Source organism: Saccharomonospora sp. (assembly GCF_027317685.1).
Lineage (GTDB): Bacteria > Actinomycetota > Actinomycetes > Mycobacteriales > Pseudonocardiaceae > Saccharomonospora.
This window is the reverse complement of the sequence record NZ_DAHVQP010000128.1, coordinates 74297-90554: the sequence shown is the minus strand read 5'-3', so window position 1 is coordinate 90554 and position 16258 is coordinate 74297. Positions and strand designations below refer to the sequence as shown.

The following is a 16258-nucleotide window of genomic DNA, read 5'->3' as shown; positions in this document are numbered from 1 at the left end:
GAGACATGGCTGACACGATGAACGGCCGGCTGCAGGTCGCCGGTCCCACACACGAGCGTTACGACGAGATCCTCACTCCGGCCGCGCTGGAGTTCGTCGCGAAGCTGGACAACGCCTTCGCGGGCCGCCGCCGGGAACTGCTCGACGCACGCCGTCGGCGCAGGGAACGGTTGGCCTCGGGGGAGGAGACGTTGGGGTTCCTCCCCGAGACCCGGCGGATTCGCAACGACGAGTCGTGGCAGGTGGCTCCGCCCGCACCCGGTCTCGAGGACCGCAGGGTGGAGATCACCGGCCCGACCGATCGCAAGATGACGGTCAACGCGTTGAACTCCGGCGCGAAGGTGTGGCTCGCCGATTTCGAGGACGCGACGTCACCGACGTGGCACAACATCGTGTCGGGGCAGCTCAACCTGTACGACGCGATCCGGCGCAACATCGACTTCACCGACCGGGGCAAGCGATACGTGATCGGCGACGAGCCGGCCACGATCGTCGCCAGGCCCAGGGGCTGGCACCTGGTGGAGAAGCACATCCGGATCGACGGTCGTCCCGTGTCGGCCAGTCTCGTCGACTTCGGCCTGTACTTCTTCCACAACGCGCGACAGCTTCTGGCTCGGGGCAGCGGTCCGTACTTCTACCTGCCGAAGCTGGAGAGCCATCTCGAGGCGCGGCTGTGGAACGACGTGTTCCTGTTCGCGCAGGAGGAACTCGGCATCCCACGGGGCAGCATCCGGACGACCGTGTTGATCGAGACGATCACCGCGGCGTTCGAGATGGACGAGATCCTGTACGAGTTGCGGGAACACGCCGCGGGGCTGAACGCGGGTCGCTGGGACTACATCTTCAGCATCATCAAGACCTTCGCCTCGCACGGCGCGGACTTCGTGCTGCCGGACCGGGACCAGGTCACGATGACGGTGCCGTTCATGCGGGCCTACACCGAGCTGCTGGTGAGGACGTGCCACAAGCGTGGGGCGTATGCCATCGGTGGGATGGCGGCGTTCATCCCGAGCCGCGACCCGGAGGTCAACGCCACCGCGCTGGAGAAGGTCCGGCAGGACAAGGAACGCGAGGCCGGTGACGGCTTCGACGGATCGTGGGTCGCCCACCCCGGCCTGGTCCCGGTCTGCCGGGAGGTGTTCGACGCGGTGCTCGGCGGGTGGCCGAACCAGCTCGGCAAGCTGCGCGAGGACGTCGTCGTGTCCGCCGAGGACCTGCTCGACGTGGCGAGCGCGGGCGGCGAGGTCACCGAGCAGGGCGTGCGGTCGAACATCAACGTCGCACTGCGCTACATCAACGCGTGGCTGCGGGGCACGGGCGCCGCGGCGATCTTCAACCTCATGGAGGACGCCGCCACGGCGGAGATCGCCCGCTGCCAGGTGTGGCAGTGGATCCGCAACGGTACGAAGCTGGACGACGGAACCGCCGTCACGCGGGAGCGGGTGACGGACTGGTTGGACGCCGAACTCGTCGACGTGCACGCCGATCTCGGGCCGGATAATCGGCTCGCCGAGGCACGCGAGATCTTCGTCGAGACGGCGTTGTCGGAGAAACTGCCGAGCTTTTTCACCACGGGTGCCTATGCGCGGTACCTGACGACACCGAGCTGACCGCCCGGCTGCCGGACAAAGTCGGAGGAGGTCACGGGGAAAGATCGGTGGAGGCCACCGCTTGTGAGGCGGTGGCCTCCACCGATCGAAGCTTGAGCGACGGACGACGAGTGCGTCTTCGTAATTCGATGGTTCCATAAAACGGGAGGCGGAGCCGGTGTTCGCCAGTGCCTGTGGCGATCGGGTGACGATCGGGCCGGGGCCGCGCGACACCGTGCCTGACACGCCCGAGACAAGGTCTCCCGGTGATGGTGATCTCCACAATGCTCGCACTGACGGGGGAGATCTTGTCGCCGGTTAGGGTGGGGCATATGGCCCGTCGACGACCGAATCCGATCCAGTGGTTGTGGTACGCCGCCGGGGGAGCTCTCCCCGACGAGTACCGGGAATGGGTACTGCACGACGTCACCAGCAAGCATTACCTGTGGCGGCACGCCGCTCGCAGCACGGTGCTCGTCGGCCCGTTGGCGGCGGTGTGGTTGCTCCTGCCGGGTCCGCTCGTCCTGCGGCTGATGCTGTGTCTTTTGGCGGTGCTGGTCGGTTACTTCTATTCGTTCGCCTACGCCGACGAGAACTGCGAGCACCGCATAGCCAAACACGGCTACCCGTATGGAACCGCGCGGCAGATCCGCGCAGCGGCGCGCGCCGAGACCGATGCCGCGATGCGGGAGCGATACAACACCTTGTATCGCGGTAGCGCGGAGTAGTCGAGCCGAGATCCCACGGGGCCGCGTCGGTGACGTGTGGCCGCGTGGCTCACGGTTCGAAGGCGTTCCCTGTCGCGATCTTGGGGCGGCCGAACTCCTGCGGAGGGGACGCCTTGGCCCGTCGATAGACCTGTGCGGTCTGCTGGGCGATGCGGCCCCAATCGAAGTCGGTCGCCAGCCGGGAGCGGGCGGCGTGCGCGCGGCGTTCCGCCGCCTCGGCGTCGGCGAGCACCGCGTCCACCGTGCGGACGATGCCGTCGACGTCGCCGGGGGCAAACGACAGTCCTGTTTCGCCGTTGATCACCAGTTCCCCGAGGCCACCGGCCGTGGACGCCACCAGCGGAGCCTGGGCGGCGGCCGCTTCGAGGGCCACGATGCCGAACGGTTCGTACCGACTGGGCAATACCACCGCGTCGGCGGCCGAGAGCACCGCACGCAAGCCGGCATCGGACAAATGGCCCACGAAATCCACGGCATCGTCCAGGGACAACCTGGCCGTCTGCGCGACCAGCTCGTCCCGATGCCTGCCGGTTCCCGCCACCACCAGCCGGGTGCCCGGATGCCTGCGGCGGATCTCGGGCAAGGCGTCGAGCAGGTCCTGCACGCCTTTCTCCCACTCCAGCCTGCCGAAGTACAGCAGCAGCGGAGTGCTGTCGGGGCTGTGCGTGGCGCGGGCGTGGGCGACCTGCTCGTCGGCCACGCACCAGCTTTGTTCCTCGATGCCGTTGTGGATCACGGTGATGTCCTCGTTCGGCACCTCGAACAGATGCACCACCTCGCGGCGCATGGCTTCCGAGCAGGTGATGAGGGCGTCCACACGGTTGGCCAGCCACCACTCCGCGGAGTGGATCTGCTGGTTGAGCGGGTGTGACAGCCAGCCCGAATGCCTTCCCGCCTCGGTGGCGTGAATGGTGCCGACCAAGGGCACCTGGGCCGACTCGGCCAACGCGATGGCCGCGTGGGTCACGAGCCAGTCGTGCGCGTGCACCACGTCGGGGCGCCAGGTACGGAACAACCGGATGCCCGCGCGGATCATCGCGTGCCCCATGGCGAGCGTCCAGGCCACGAGATCTCGCTCGAAGGTCACGTGCATGGGGTCCTCGGCGACCCTGATCAGACGCACCCCGTCGACCACCTCGTCGGTGGTGGGGTGTGTCTCGGCGTCCGTGCCCGCGGCGTGCCGGCACAGCACCACCACCTCGTGCCCGGCGTGCACGAGGTGCCTCGCTAGCGCGTGGACGTGCCGGGCGAGACCTCCGACCACCACCGGCGGGTATTCCCAGGACAGCATCAGCACGCGCATAGGGCGAGGTTACTCATCGGTCGCTTGAGTAGCGGCGGCCCGTCCTACTTCTGTGCCAGCATCGGGGGCGATGAGCGCACAATCGATGTCCACGCCGTGGACCTACCAGGTGAGTCCGGACAACGCTCTACCCGAACACCCTCGGCCGCAGTTGGTGCGTCCACGCTGGTGCACCCTGAACGGGCTCTGGGAGTACGTGGGCCGCGACGACGACGGAACCACTCATCGCGGCGAGCGCATCCTCGTGCCGTATCCGCCGGAATCGCGGCTGTCGGGCATCGGCCGCCGGGACGAGACGATGTGGTATCGGCGCACCGTCGAGATCCCCGCCGATTGGCGTGGCGGACGGGTGTTGCTGCACTTCGGTGCCGTCGACCAGGTCGCGACGGTGTGGGTGAACCACCAGCTGCTCGCCCGGCACGAGGGTGGCTACACGGCGTTTTCCGTGGACATCACCGACGTGCTGCGCTCCGACGCCGAGCAGGAGATCCTGGTGCGGGCCGAGGACGAGGGCAACCGTGGCACGTTCCCTGTCGGCAAACAGGCGAACCGGCCCGGCGGCATCCTGTACACCGGTTGCTCGGGGATCTGGCAGACCGTGTGGCTGGAGGCCGTGCCCACCGTGTATGTCGCCGACCTCGACATCGTGCCCGATCTCCGTGGCCTCGATCTCACCGTCCGCGTGGCCGGTGCGGTCGACGGCCACACCGTCGACGTGTCACTTTCCACCGCGAGCGAGCAGGTGGCTCACGCGCGCGGTGAGCCGGGGGAACCGTTGCGCCTCGACGTGCCCGAGCCACGTCTGTGGAGCCCGGACGATCCGCATCTCTACGACGTCACGGTGCGCCTGCTCGACGGCGACGGGACGGTACTCGACGAGGTGGCGAGCTACGCGGCTCTGCGCACGATCGCGGTCCGGCCCAGGGAGGCCGGTGAAGGTCCTCCACGTATCTTCCTCAACGACGAGCCGGTGTTCCTCCACGCGCCCTTGGACCAGGGCTACTGGCCGGACGGCATCTACACCGCGCCCACCGACGAGGCGCTGCGGTTCGACCTGGAACGCACCAAGGCGCTCGGCTTCAACAGCGTGCGCAAACACGTCAAAGTGGAGCCGATGCGCTGGTACCACTGGGCCGACCGGTTGGGCCTGCTGGTGTGGCAGGACATGCCGTCGCTGCCCGTGGTGCTCGACAACCCTCCCGGCCCGCAGCCTTCGCCGGTGGCTGCGGCGAGGCGGCGCTTCGAGGCCGAGCTTCACGAACTGCTCGCCCAGCTGCGCAATGTCCCGTCACTCGTGCTGTGGGTGGTGTTCAACGAGGGGTGGGGCGAATACGACACCGCCCGCATCACCGAGGAGGTCAAGGCCGCCGACCCGACCCGGCTCGTCATCGCGGCCAGCGGGGTCAACTGCTGCCATTCCCAGCCCGATTCGGGGGCGGGCGATGTCTACGACGACCACACCTACGTGGGGCCGGGGCGGCCGGAGGTGACCGATTCCAGGGCCGTCGTCGACGGCGAGTTCGGTGGCGTGGGGCTGGTCGTGGACGGGCACGTCTGGCCCGGTGAGCCGGTGGCGTACGAGATGGTGGCCGACCGCGACCGCCTCACCGAACGGTACGTGGAGCTCAGCGAGGAACTGGAGTCCCTGGCCCGCGATCGCCTGTCCGGAGCCGTCTACACCCAACTCGCGGATGTGGAGAACGAGGTCAACGGGCTGCTCACCTATGACCGCAGGGTCGTGAAGGTGACGGTGCCGGTGGTGGCCGAACGCAACCGCGCCGTCATCGCCGCGGGCTCACGGGCCTGAACAGCCCTCGCGCGTCCAGGTGCCCGAAGGGCAGGGACGCGGCGCGGTAACTCTCGGCGAGCGCGCGTGCGTCGGGTCGGCCGGTGCGCAGCGCGTCCGAGAGGCGGTCGAAGCGTTCGGTGTGTTCACGCGCCCGCCTGCGGGCGTAGTCGGCGGCCGAGTTCTTCGTCACCATGAACGCCCAGTCGCTGGACAGGGCCAGCAGTGCCTCGGTGACGGCCTGGTCGGCCACGGGGTTCCGGACCGGGCCGTCGCCGGGCAGCGCCAGTAACCGCTGTTGGAGCGCGGCGTTGGCCTCCACCATGTCGGCGACCTGTTCGCCGTCCCACACTCGCCAGTCCTTGCCCGAACCCCACGAGGAGGCGGGCACCTCCACGGGGCCACCGAGGTGACCGGCCTCCAACGCGCCCCGCAACGTGGTCACCCGAACGCCCGCCTCGGGCAGGGCCCGCAGCACGGCTTCCAGCCACTGTGGGCCCTCGTACCACCAGTGGCCGAAGAGCTCGGTGTCGTAGGCGGCCACCACCAGGGAGGGGCGCCCGTGTCGTTCCCGCAGCTGACGTAGTCGCTGCACCACCGTTTCGACGAAGTCGTCCACGTGCCGGCGGAGCGCGTCGGCCGCGAGCGCCGGGTCGTACGGGGCCTTGTCCTGGGGAGCGATGTGCTTACCGGTCACCCGCGACGGCTTGATCCCCACTTCGTGGTCCCACGTGTGGAAGTCGCGATAGGCGCTGTGTCCCGGGTAACCGGCCTTGGGGGACCACACCCGGTAGGTCACCTCCAGGTCGCGCCCGAAGCATACGACGTCGGTCGAACCGACGGTGCGGGCCGAGGCGGTGTCGCCGTGCAGGGACGGCCCGTCGACGAGGAATCGGCGCACACCGGCCGCGGCGTAGCCGTCCTCCATGCCCGGCGCGTAACCGCATTCGGGTGCCCAGATGCCCTCGGGCCGGTGCCCGGTCCGCAGTGCGGTGTCGTCCAGTCCGGTGTGCAGCGCGAACGCTCGCACCCGTTGGTCGAGCAACGGTTGGAACGGGTGGGTGGCCGGGCCACCGAGCAGTTCGATCACCTGCGAGTCCACCAAGGACCGAAGCAGTGGGGAGAATCCGTGCCGCCAGTGGGATTCCGCTTCGGCGAGTACGCGGTGCGCCGAGCGGTACTCGGCTGCTGCGAGTTCGGAGAGCAGGTCGTGTCCGCGCCACAGCGAAGCCGCCTGTTGCGCTCGCAGCGTCCAGTGGCCGAGCCATTCGGAGAATGATCGCAGCGCGTACGGGTCGTCGAGCTGGGCTGCCAGCACCGGGGTGACGCCCAGGGTGAGGACGTCGTGGCGCCCTTCGTCGGCGAACCGGCGCAGCAGGTCCATCACGGGCACGTAGGAGTGGGCCCACGCCTGGTAGAGCCATTCTTCGCCGACCGGCCAGTTCCCGTGGTGGGGCAGCCACGGCAGGTGGCTGTGCAGGACCAGACAGAAGGTGCCTTCGGTGTCGTTCACGAGCGCACCGCCACGGCGACGAGATCGAGGGTGTCGTCGAGGGCATCGTCGTGGAGTTCGAAGTCCTCGGCGGTGATCGACTCCACATCGGCGAGCAGAGCCCGCGGCCACGTCGCCTGTCCCGGGAGGCTGCCCAGCACGACGTCGAGCTGGGCCTGGATGATCGAGCCACCGTGGCGTCGGTCCAATTCGGTCAGAGCGGGGCCGTGCCGGAGCCCACGCAGGCTCTCCACGGTGAATCCCGCCTCGCGCAACAACTGGTCCAATTCGGACGGGGAAAGTTCTCTGGTGTGGTACGGGTTGAGCGGGGTGTCGGAATCCGGGGTGAACGTCAGCCGGTTGGGTGTGGTGACGAACAACCGGCCACCGGGCCGCAACACCCGGCGACATTCGGCGAGGAAACCCGCCTGGTCCCACAGGTGCTCGATCACCTGCAGGTTGGCGACCACGTCGATCAATCCGGTTCGCACGGGCAGAAACGCCAGGTTGCCGTGCACCACGTCCACAGTGGGGTAGCGTTCCGCCACGTGCGTCGTGGTGGGCTCGTCGTAGTCGAGTGCCACGACCCGCGACGCGTGCTCGGCCACGAGTGCGGCACCGTAGCCTTCGCCGCAACCCGCCTCCAGCACCACTGCGTCCCGACAGAACGGCACCAGCGCGTGATAGGCGGCCTCGTGCCTGCGGAACCAGTAGTTCTCCTCGGGAACCCCCGGAACCGTGCGTTCGCCGGTGAGGTGCAGGGCGGTGGCTCTGTCCTCGGCTGTGAGTGACACTCGTGCTTTCTCCTGGCTGCTCGGCGTTTCCGTACAGGGAAACTACCTTGACCGACGAACTCGTGGACCGGTGAGGCGAGTGGGCCTCGTTCTCGGCAGCAGCGTGTCAGTCGGAATGCCCGAAGTCCACCTCCACGGCCATCGACATGGCAGAGGGGCCGAGGACACAGAGGGCGCAGAGGGCACAGAGACACCGAGGACACCGAGGACACCGAGGACGCAGCACCGGATCGCCACGTCATGCCCGAACGGGACCGGTGTCGCTTCGAAATCCGTGTCGTGGCGAGCTACGGGACCGGGGCGACGGTGATGCCGAGCGTGCCGGGGCCCACGTGCGCAGTGAGCACCGTGCCGATGTTCACGAGCATGATGTCGTTCAACTCGGGAATGCGGTTGCGCAGTTGCTGCACCATGTCCATCTCTCGGGCGGACGGCGTCACGCTGGCGACGGCGATGTCCACCGGGCGTTCACCCGCGTGCTGCACCGCGAGGTCGGTGAGCCTGGCCAGCGCGCGTTTGCTGCCGGGCACCTTGGTCAGCGGCGCTATCTCGCCGTTGCGCACGGTCAGTAGGGGCTTGAGGGAGAACGCGTTGCCGAGCAGGACGGCGGCCGCGCCGATACGGCCACCCCGACGCAGGTATTCCAGCGTGTCGACGTAGACGAATTCCTGACTGGAGAGGTAGCGACGGCCCGCTATCTCCAGGACGCGTTGCGGTCCGGCGCCCGCCGCGGCCGCGCGTGCGGCCGACAGCACGGCGAATCCGAGACTCATGCCGGTGGTGGTGGTGTCGACGACGTGGACGGGAACACGCACCTGTTTCGCGGCTTCCCTCGCCGCGTCCGCGGTGGCCGACAGGCGGCGGGAGATGTGAAGGCTGACGATGGCGTCGGCGCCCGCGCTGACCGCGTCCTGGAAGGTCCAAAAGAATGCTCCCGGGTCGGGTGGACTCGTGGTGACCGGATTCCCGGAGCGCAGGGTTTCGACCAGTTCCGCCCTTTCGAAGCGGGATTCGTCGTCGATTCGGCCGTTTGCCTGGATTTGGAGTTGGACGACCGAAATCCCCCATTGAGCGGCCAACTGCTCTGGTAGGCAGGCTGTCGAGTCGGTGATCACTGCTACTGGCACGTCGGCAGGTTAACCGCTTGATCCACCCATTAGAAGCAGTGGATTGCGACTTTTGGCGCACAAGCCGTTTCGGTGTGTACTTGAAGCATCACAACCAGGGTACTGGAACGATCGTCCCGGTAAATGCCGAATCCGGGTGAAGGTAGTCACCTCGGGGGGCGTACGGTAGAGAAAAGGCCGTAATCTACCGGCCAGTAACGCCCTGCGTGTGCGCCGAAGGAGACCCATGACCAACATCGTTGTTCTGGTCAAGCAGGTGCCAGACACCTACTCGGAGCGAAAGCTCAACGAGAACGACCACACTCTTGACCGTGAATCCGCCGACGCGGTGATCGACGAGATCAACGAGCGCGCCGTCGAGGAGGCGCTCAAGATCAAGGAAGCCGGTGAGGGCGAGGTAACCGTCCTGTGCGTCGGCCCCGACCGCGCCACCGACGCGATCCGCAAGGCGCTGTCCATGGGTGCCGACAAGGCGATCCACGTCTCCGACGAGATCCTGCACGGCTCCGACCTGCTGGCCACCGCGAAGGTGTTGGCCGCGGCCGTGCGCAAGGTCGAGGGCGTCGACTTGGTCATCGCCGGTAACGAGGCCTCCGACGGCCGGGGAGGTGCCGTTCCCGCGGTGCTGGCCGAGCTGCTCGGCATGCCGCAGCTCACCCACGCCCGTGCGGTGACGGTCGAGGGCGACACCATCAAGGTCGACCGGGAGACCGAGGACGGCATCACCCACCTCGAGGCCAACCTGCCCGCCGTGGTCAGCGTGACCGAGAAGATCAACGAGCCGCGTTACCCCTCTTTCAAGGGCATCATGGCCGCCAAGAAGAAGCCGGTGGAGACCCTGACCGTCGCCGACCTCGGTGTCGACGCGGGCGAGCTCGGCCTCGCCAACGCCGGGTCCACCGTGCTGGAAGCGGCTCCGAAGCCGCCGCGGACCGCCGGTGAGAAGATCACCGACGAAGGCGACGGTGGCGCGAAGGTCGCCGAGTACCTGGTGGCCCAGAAGATCATCTGACTTCATCGAACGACGACAGACAAGGAAAAGAACTCATGAGCGAAGTACTCGTCCTCGTCGACCACGTCGACGGTGAGGTCAAGAAGGTCACGTACGAGCTGCTGACCGCCGCCCGTGCGCTTGGCGAGCCGTCGGCCGTCGTGGTCGGTGCGCCCGGCTCGGCGGCGAAGGCCAAGGAGTCGCTGGCGTCCTACGGCGCCGCGAAGGTGTACGTGGCCGAGTCCGACGACGCCGACTCCTACCTCGTCACGCCGAAGGTCGACGCGTTGGCGGCCGTCGTGGAGCAGGCCTCGCCCGCTGCCGTCCTCGTCCCCGCCGGTTCGGAGGGCAAGGAGGTGTCCGCGCGGCTGGCCGTGCGCATCGGTTCCGGCTGGCTCGTCGACGCCGTGGGCGTGAACTCCGACGGCAGCGTCGACCAGTCGATCTTCGGTGGCGCGTTCTCCGTGAAGGCGAAGGCCACCCGCGGCATCCCGGTGATCTCGGTGCGGCCCGGTGCTGTCGAGGCGGAGCAGGCCGAGGGCGCGGCTGCCGAGGAGACCGTCTCGCTGCCCGCCGTGGACCCGGCCAAGTCCGCCAAGATCACGGGTGTCGAGCCGGTCGTCGCCGGTGACCGTCCCGAGCTGACCGAGGCCTCGATCGTGGTCTCGGGTGGCCGTGGTGTCGGCTCCGCCGAGAAGTTCGACGTCGTGGAGAAGCTGGCCGACTCGCTCGGCGCGGCCGTCGGCGCCTCTCGCGCGGCGGTCGACTCCGGCTACTACCCGGCCCAGTTCCAGGTCGGACAGACCGGTAAGACCGTGTCGCCGCAGCTCTACATCGCGCTCGGCATCTCCGGTGCGATCCAGCACCGCGCGGGTATGCAGACCTCGAAGACGATCGTCGCGGTCAACAAGGACCCCGAGGCTCCGATCTTCGAGATCGCCGACTTCGGTGTGGTGGGCGACCTGTTCGACGTCGCCCCGCAGTTGACCGAGGAGGTCACCAAGCGCAAGGGTTGAGCCGGGCGTCCGGCTTTGAAGCCTGCGACTTCAAGGGCCACCTTCGCCGTCCGCGGCGGAGGTGGCCCTTCGTCGTTCGAGGGGTATGTGTGGGCGGAGTTCACGCGATGGACGCACGGACGTTGCGAAGATCCTTCCTGCCGGTCGTATCGCCGTCCGAGCATCGATGACCATGACGCGGTCACAGCTACTGGTCGGCACCTACCGGATGCTTCCGCCCTCCGGGGCGAACGAGGCGGGCGGGCTGTACTCCGACAACGAGTTCGACCTCTCCGCGCTGGCGGCCCTGCGGTCCTCGCTCGTCGAGGTAATGGTGGCGCCGATGCTGGCTCTGCCGCGTGCCAGTGCACGACGATGGGTGGTCCGGCTGGTGTCGCGTGCGTTGCCGGCGGTGTGCGGTTGGTCGTGCGGGGCACACGCGGCTCCGTTCGGGGATGTGGTGCGTTGGTGGCCTCGGTACGGCGGACGGTCCGGATGCGGGGGTTGACGCTCGAACTGATGGTGTGTCCCGAGATCGCGTCCGGGCGTGCCACGGATCGGCGGGAGTTGGCCGCATTGGCCCAGGCGTCGGTGTCCTCCGAGCTCGGCACGGTCTCCGTCTTCGCAGGGGTCGGGCCGTGTCGCCGACCCGTGACGGCTCTCGGATCGTCGCGGGAGCGGAATCGGCCGCCGGGTACCGCGATGGTTCTCCACGAGCAGCGGTGAGCACGTGTTCTGTTAGCCTCAGGATAGGTTACCCGTGAGTAACCAGTGCTTGTGTCGCGCTGTTTTCCGAGAAAGAAGGACGATCGTGCCCACGCTGAGCCACCAGGATTCCGTGTTCGTGCTGGATCTCGGAGACGGGGAGAACCGTTTCTCCCCGGAGTGGTTGCAAAAGACCCACACTCATCTGGACACCATCGGTGACCACGACGGCCCCGCCGCTTTGGTGACCATCGGGCGCGGCAAGTTCTACTCCAACGGACTCGACCTGGAATGGTTGATGGCCAACGGTGATCAGGCCGAGCGCTACGTGGCCGACGTGCACGAGCTGTTCGCCCGCGTGCTCACCCTGCCGGTTCCCACCGTGGCCGCCGTGAACGGTCACGCGTTCGGTGCGGGCGCCATGTTGGCGATGGCACACGACTTCCGGGTCATGCGTGCCGACCGCGGCTTCTTCTGCTTCCCCGAGGCCGATATCAACATCCCGTTCACGCCGGGTATGGCCGCGCTCATCCAAAGCAAGCTCACGCCGGCCGCGGCGATCGCCTCGATGACCACCGGGCAGCGCTTCGGCGGACACAAGGCAGTCGAGATCGGACTCGTGGACGCCGCCGTCGGGGAGGACGAAGTGCTGTCGACCGCGTGCGAGCGGGTCCGCGCACTGGCGGGCAAGGACAAGGGCACCCTCGGTGCCATCAAGTCCACCATGTTCGCCTCGGCGGTCGAAGCGCTGCGTTCACCGAAGTCCTGAAAGACCTTTCGTCAGCCGTTCCCGGCGGCGCGGTGGGTGGGTTAGATTCGCAGGCGGCGGTGACCGACCGGAAACGACCTTTCGGGCCTTCGCCGTCCACAACCGATGAAAACACCGCGTGCGCGCGCCACAAGCCGCGCCAACGGCAAGACAAAGGAGTCACGACCGTGACCGAGGGTGTATTCGGCCGCGACGGCGGCCACGAGCAGGTGGTCTACTGCCAAGACCCGCAATCCGGGCTCAAGGCGATCATCGCGGTGCACTCCACCGCTTTGGGGCCCGCGCTCGGCGGAGTCCGCTTCTATCCGTACGAGTCGGAACAGGACGCCCTGAACGACGTCCTGGCCCTGTCAAAGGGTATGTCGTACAAGAGCGCGCTGGCCGGACTCGACCTGGGCGGGGGCAAGGCCGTCATCATCGGTGATCCCGACACGCTGAAGTCGGAGCCACTGCTGCGGGCTTACGGTCGCTTCGTCGAGTCGCTCGGCGGGCGCTACATCACCGCCTGCGACGTGGGCACGTACGTAGCGGACATGGACATGATCGCGAGGGAGACGACCTTCGTCACCGGACGGTCCCAGGACGACGGTGGTTCCGGAGACCCCTCGGGCCTGACCGCCTACGGCGTCTTCCAAGGTATGCGCGCGTCGGCCGAGCACCTGTGGGGAAGCCCCGACCTGCGCGGCAAGCGCGTCGGCGTGTCGGGCGTCGGCAAGGTCGGTCACATTCTCGTGGGCCACCTCGTCGAGGCGGGCGCGGGGGTCGTCGTCACCGACGTCTCCGAGGCCGCGATCGAGCGGGTGCGCGCGGCCCACCCCTCGGTGACCGCAGTGGCTGACACGGCCGAACTGATCTCTTCCGAGCTCGACATCTACGCGCCGTGCGCTCTGGGTGGAGCGCTCGACGACACCACGGTGGCCGCGCTGCGGGCCAAGATCGTCTGTGGTTCGGCGAACAACCAGCTCGCGCACGCCGGGGTCGAGAAGCTGCTCGACGAACGCGGCATCCTCTACGCCCCCGACTACCTGGTCAACTCCGGCGGGGTCGTCCAGGTCAGCGACGAGTTGCACGGATTCGACTACGAGCGTGCCCGTCGTAAGGTGAGCGGCCTGTACGACGTGACGAAACGGGTTTTCGCCCTCGCCGAGGAGGAGGACGTGCCGCCGGCGACCGCGGCCGACCGGCTCGCGGAACGGCGCATAGCCGAGGTGTCGAGGCTGCGTACGATCCGCTGATCCCACCCTCTGAAGAAGAACGGCGCTTTCGACGCTGAAGGGGGCGTGCCCGTCCAGGTGCACGCCCCTTCGATCGTTTCTCGGGTGGGGACCTTTTCCGACAACGGCCGTGGCGGAAGACCGAGGAGGTCACCGGAGCACGGTGCCGTCCTCAGGCGTCGCCGTTCTCAGTCATCGTCCTTGTCCTCGTTCTTGCAGACGATCTTCGGTTGCGGGTTGTACTTCACCGTGCGCTCTTCCCTGCGCACTTCCTGCCCCGTCTCGATGTCCTTGATGATTCGGGTGTCGGTCACGGTGAAGCCCGGGGTGCCCGAGCTCGGCTGGCAGTTCTCCGCCGGGCCCTCCTTCTCCTGCGGTGGCACCTTGTTGGTCTCGGGTCCGGTCTCCGAGCTGACCTCGTACCGCTTGGTTCCCCACAACCGCACGGTGATGTCCGATTCGGTCCAGATCGTCTGGATCGCCACACCGTGCGGGCTGTCGTTGGTGAACTTCACGTCGATGACACTGGAGCCGTCGGGGTTCTGGAACACGGTGGCCTCGCGGCCCTTCGGGTACCGGCTGATGTAGTAGCTGTGCTCCTGGTGTCCCGCGTCCTTCAGGCCCGCGAAGTAGTACGCGTTGTACAACGTCGTGGCGAACTGGGAGATCCCGCCACCGACGGCCTTGCCCGGGGCGCCGTTCTCGATGATGCCCGCCTCGACGTAGCCCTGCGCCTTGGTGCGGGGGCCGGTGAACTCGTTGAGACTGAACGTCTCGCCCGGCTTGACGATCGCGCCGTTGACCTTCTCGGCGACCACGCGGATGTTTACGCCCGAGTCGGGGGCGAACCCACCGGTCGTGAACTCGCCGATGACCTCCTTGATGCCGAGGTCCTCAGCCTCCTCCGTGGTGAGCTCGGCGGGCTGCTCCTCGTAGGTCGCGTGCAATTCGCGATCCTCGGTCTGCTTGAGCACGTCGAGCAGAGGCTTCAGCGTCTCGTCCCACTTGATCTGGACGCCGTCCTCGGACGGTTCGACGGTGGGCTTGCCGTCCTTGAAGACGATGGTGGCGTCCTTGCCCTCCTTCTCGGTGGAGGCCAATTCCTCCTCGACGCCTTCGACGATCTTCTTCTGGTCGATCTTCGGGATCAGGGAGCCGTCCTTGGCCTCGAACGACAGCCCGGCCGCGATCTCCTCGGGCTCCAGGACGCCGTCGGCGCCCTCACCGCGCACCACGACGGGGCCGGACATGGCGGGTTCGGCGACCTGTTTGAGCGCCCTTTGCACTTCGTCCATGGACACCGTGACCGGCGTCGACTCCACGGGCAGGTCGAGCTGCTCACCGGAGACCCAGTGCTTGAGGATCAGGTTGCGGGCCTGGTCCTCCTTGAGCTGCTGTCCCTGTTTGGGTTCCACGGCCTTCGGCTGGGCGTTCTCGAAGACGACGTTGCCCTCGACGGGTTCCTGGTCGATCTCCTTACGCAACGCCTTCATGGCGTTGGCGAACTGGTTGCGTTCGGGCTTGGTCACCACGCCCAGTTCGGTCGTGGTGAAGAACGACGTGATGCGGGTGAAGGGGTTGAGGGGTTGGTCACCCGCCTGTTCCAGCGTGGCGTTCCAGTCGAGCGACAATCCGGCTTGTTTCGGGTGGAACTCACCCGACACCTCACCCGCGGTGTAGGACACCGGCTGGTCGAGCCTCGGGTCGAGCTTCTCTCGCAGCAGGTCCTCGGCCTTGGCATGGCTCATGCCGCCCACGTCGACACCGGCGACGCTCACCCCGCGGGGAACGTTGCCGTTGGTGACGAGCAGGTCGAGCCCGTACAGCAGGACCAGGAATCCGACTACGGCGGCGGCGATGAAACCGGGCTTGCGCCAGCGCGGACGGTCCGCGGACGCTGATCCGTTCCCGTCGTCCCCAGATGTGGGAGGCACACCACCACCGGTCGCGCCCGCCGGTGTGAACTGATGCGTGGGCGCGTTGTGCGAGTCGATGTGCTGGGTGGGATCCGCGGCGTTCGGCTCGGGCTCAGGAGCAGCCTGAGCAGGCCCCGCGTCGATTCGGGGAAGTATGTCCGTCTCTTCGCTGTGAGACTCGGGCCACTGGCGATCTTGCTGCAAGGCAACCCCTCCACGTCCGGCGTCGAAAGGCCAGGACTCCGCAGGCAAAGATACGGGTGGTAACGACCGGAGTGCCACGAGCCCCCGTTGTCGGTAGTTTCCTCGTCTCCGCAGGTCGGCAGTGTGACTCTGGGCTAACTGCGGCGGTGTTGAGGCGAAGTTACTCCTGTCATGGTGATGTACCAGTTTGGTTTCATTGCGGTTGCTGCATCCCGGGTACACCGACGGTGAGTCGTTTCGACAGCTGCCGGATCACCTGGAGGTCCCATGCGCCTCACCGCCGATGACGTTCGGGCACTGCTCGCCAGCAAGGCACCGTCCGCGCAGCTGGTCCTCCACGAAGGTGTATTCCGGGTACTGGGGGAGGACGAGCTGCGATCTCCCCGTTACGCGGGGGCGTTGGAGGTCGCCGGTCGGGACGAGTTGCGTGCTCGGTTCGGTGACCGGGAACCCTCGGCGAGGGAATACGAGGAGATCGCCGCCGGCCTGCACGTCGAGATCTCCAACCAGGGCGGCTGACGTGCGGTGAGAGCTCGAGGCCCCGTCGGGGCCTCGGCGTTCGAGCCCCGTGCACGAGCGGGCTCTCCGGCGCGCTCGGTCGCCCTCGGCGCCGGTGTGCACACCGGCGCGGCAGCGAACCCACCG

14 protein-coding genes and 1 pseudogene are annotated in these 16258 nt (G+C 67.6%); 10 read left to right on the top strand and 5 right to left on the bottom strand.

Going from position 1 to position 16258, the window contains the following annotated elements:
- Window positions 1-5 precede the first annotated feature (5 nt).
- Window positions 6-1610 (top strand): malate synthase A, encoded by a 1605-nt coding sequence (aceB, locus tag M7H19_RS15460; protein WP_298182022.1) that lies wholly within the window; start codon window positions 6-8, stop codon window positions 1608-1610.
- 311 nt (window positions 1611-1921) lie between these two features.
- Complete coding sequence (locus M7H19_RS15455; protein WP_298182020.1) at window positions 1922-2317, top strand: DUF5313 family protein; 396 nt, start codon at window positions 1922-1924, stop codon at window positions 2315-2317.
- A 49-nt stretch (window positions 2318-2366) separates the two neighbouring features.
- Here the strand turns inward: M7H19_RS15455 and M7H19_RS15450 are convergent, their stop codons facing one another.
- Window positions 2367-3620: a glycosyltransferase family 4 protein gene (locus M7H19_RS15450; protein WP_298182019.1), complete on the bottom strand. Its 1254-nt coding sequence runs from the start codon at window positions 3618-3620 to the stop codon at window positions 2367-2369.
- A gap of 70 nt (window positions 3621-3690) precedes the next feature.
- Here M7H19_RS15450 and M7H19_RS15445 point away from each other — a divergent pair, with 70 nt between their 5' ends.
- Window positions 3691-5427: a sugar-binding domain-containing protein gene (locus tag M7H19_RS15445; RefSeq protein WP_298182017.1), complete on the top strand. Its 1737-nt coding sequence runs from the start codon at window positions 3691-3693 to the stop codon at window positions 5425-5427.
- Here M7H19_RS15445 and M7H19_RS15440 read toward each other — a convergent pair.
- From M7H19_RS15440 to M7H19_RS15430, 3 genes are all read right to left on the bottom strand, one after another.
- Window positions 5402-6919, bottom strand: a complete 1518-nt coding sequence (locus M7H19_RS15440; RefSeq protein ID WP_298182015.1) for a glycoside hydrolase family 57 protein — start codon at window positions 6917-6919, stop codon at window positions 5402-5404. The genes M7H19_RS15445 and M7H19_RS15440 overlap by 26 nt on opposite strands.
- Window positions 6916-7692, bottom strand: coding sequence for a class I SAM-dependent methyltransferase (locus M7H19_RS15435; protein WP_298182013.1), 777 nt, complete (start codon window positions 7690-7692; stop codon window positions 6916-6918). Before M7H19_RS15435 ends, M7H19_RS15440 begins: the two co-directional genes overlap by 4 nt.
- A 287-nt stretch (window positions 7693-7979) precedes the next feature.
- Entirely contained in the window at window positions 7980-8819 is an 840-nt protein-coding gene (locus M7H19_RS15430; protein WP_298182011.1) for a DegV family protein, read from the bottom strand.
- Window positions 8820-9045: 226 nt separating this feature from the next.
- Here M7H19_RS15430 and M7H19_RS15425 point away from each other — a divergent pair, with 226 nt between their 5' ends.
- The 6 genes and pseudogenes from M7H19_RS15425 (at window position 9046) to M7H19_RS15400 (ending at window position 13514) form a co-directional block, all read left to right on the top strand.
- Window positions 9046-9831 (top strand): electron transfer flavoprotein subunit beta/FixA family protein, encoded by a 786-nt coding sequence (locus tag M7H19_RS15425; protein ID WP_298182009.1) that lies wholly within the window; start codon window positions 9046-9048, stop codon window positions 9829-9831.
- A gap of 35 nt (window positions 9832-9866) precedes the next feature.
- Window positions 9867-10826 (top strand): electron transfer flavoprotein subunit alpha/FixB family protein, encoded by a 960-nt coding sequence (locus M7H19_RS15420; RefSeq protein ID WP_298182006.1) that lies wholly within the window; start codon window positions 9867-9869, stop codon window positions 10824-10826.
- Between the two features lie 190 nt (window positions 10827-11016).
- Window positions 11017-11133, top strand: a pseudogene (locus M7H19_RS15415) (GNAT family N-acetyltransferase); the annotation flags it as partial.
- Between the two features lie 167 nt (window positions 11134-11300).
- Complete coding sequence (locus M7H19_RS15410) at window positions 11301-11531, top strand: hypothetical protein (RefSeq protein ID WP_298182005.1); 231 nt, start codon at window positions 11301-11303, stop codon at window positions 11529-11531.
- Window positions 11532-11616: 85 nt separating this feature from the next.
- Window positions 11617-12279, top strand: a complete 663-nt coding sequence (locus M7H19_RS15405) for an enoyl-CoA hydratase/isomerase family protein (RefSeq protein ID WP_298182003.1) — start codon at window positions 11617-11619, stop codon at window positions 12277-12279.
- Between the two features lie 167 nt (window positions 12280-12446).
- A complete protein-coding gene (locus M7H19_RS15400; RefSeq protein ID WP_298182001.1) occupies window positions 12447-13514 on the top strand; it encodes a Glu/Leu/Phe/Val dehydrogenase dimerization domain-containing protein in 1068 nt (355 codons plus the stop codon).
- A 167-nt stretch (window positions 13515-13681) separates the two neighbouring features.
- On the opposite strand, the gene M7H19_RS15395 is transcribed toward M7H19_RS15400, so the two are convergent.
- The gene (locus M7H19_RS15395; protein WP_298181999.1) at window positions 13682-15613 is read right to left on the bottom strand and encodes a VanW family protein; all 1932 of its coding nucleotides are present in this window, start codon (window positions 15611-15613) and stop codon (window positions 13682-13684) included.
- 267 nt (window positions 15614-15880) lie between these two features.
- Between M7H19_RS15395 and M7H19_RS15390 the strand changes: the two genes are divergently transcribed.
- The gene (locus M7H19_RS15390; RefSeq protein WP_298181997.1) at window positions 15881-16132 is read left to right on the top strand and encodes a hypothetical protein; all 252 of its coding nucleotides are present in this window, start codon (window positions 15881-15883) and stop codon (window positions 16130-16132) included.
- Window positions 16133-16258 lie beyond the last annotated feature (126 nt).

Bases quoted from the DNA above. Each gene is read 5' to 3' on its own strand.
- M7H19_RS15420 (WP_298182006.1), top strand. From the start codon at position 9,867: ATGAGCGAAGTACTCGTCCTCGTCGACCACGTCGACGGTGAGGTCAAG.
- M7H19_RS15445 (WP_298182017.1), top strand. From the start codon at position 3,691: ATGAGCGCACAATCGATGTCCACGCCGTGGACCTACCAGGTGAGTCCG.
- aceB (WP_298182022.1), top strand. From the start codon at position 6: ATGGCTGACACGATGAACGGCCGGCTGCAGGTCGCCGGTCCCACACAC.
- M7H19_RS15455 (WP_298182020.1), top strand. From the start codon at position 1,922: ATGGCCCGTCGACGACCGAATCCGATCCAGTGGTTGTGGTACGCCGCC.
- M7H19_RS15390 (WP_298181997.1), top strand. From the start codon at position 15,881: ATGCGCCTCACCGCCGATGACGTTCGGGCACTGCTCGCCAGCAAGGCA.
- M7H19_RS15410 (WP_298182005.1), top strand. From the start codon at position 11,301: ATGCGGGGGTTGACGCTCGAACTGATGGTGTGTCCCGAGATCGCGTCC.
- M7H19_RS15425 (WP_298182009.1), top strand. From the start codon at position 9,046: ATGACCAACATCGTTGTTCTGGTCAAGCAGGTGCCAGACACCTACTCG.
- M7H19_RS15450 (WP_298182019.1), bottom strand. From the start codon at position 3,620: ATGCGCGTGCTGATGCTGTCCTGGGAATACCCGCCGGTGGTGGTCGGA.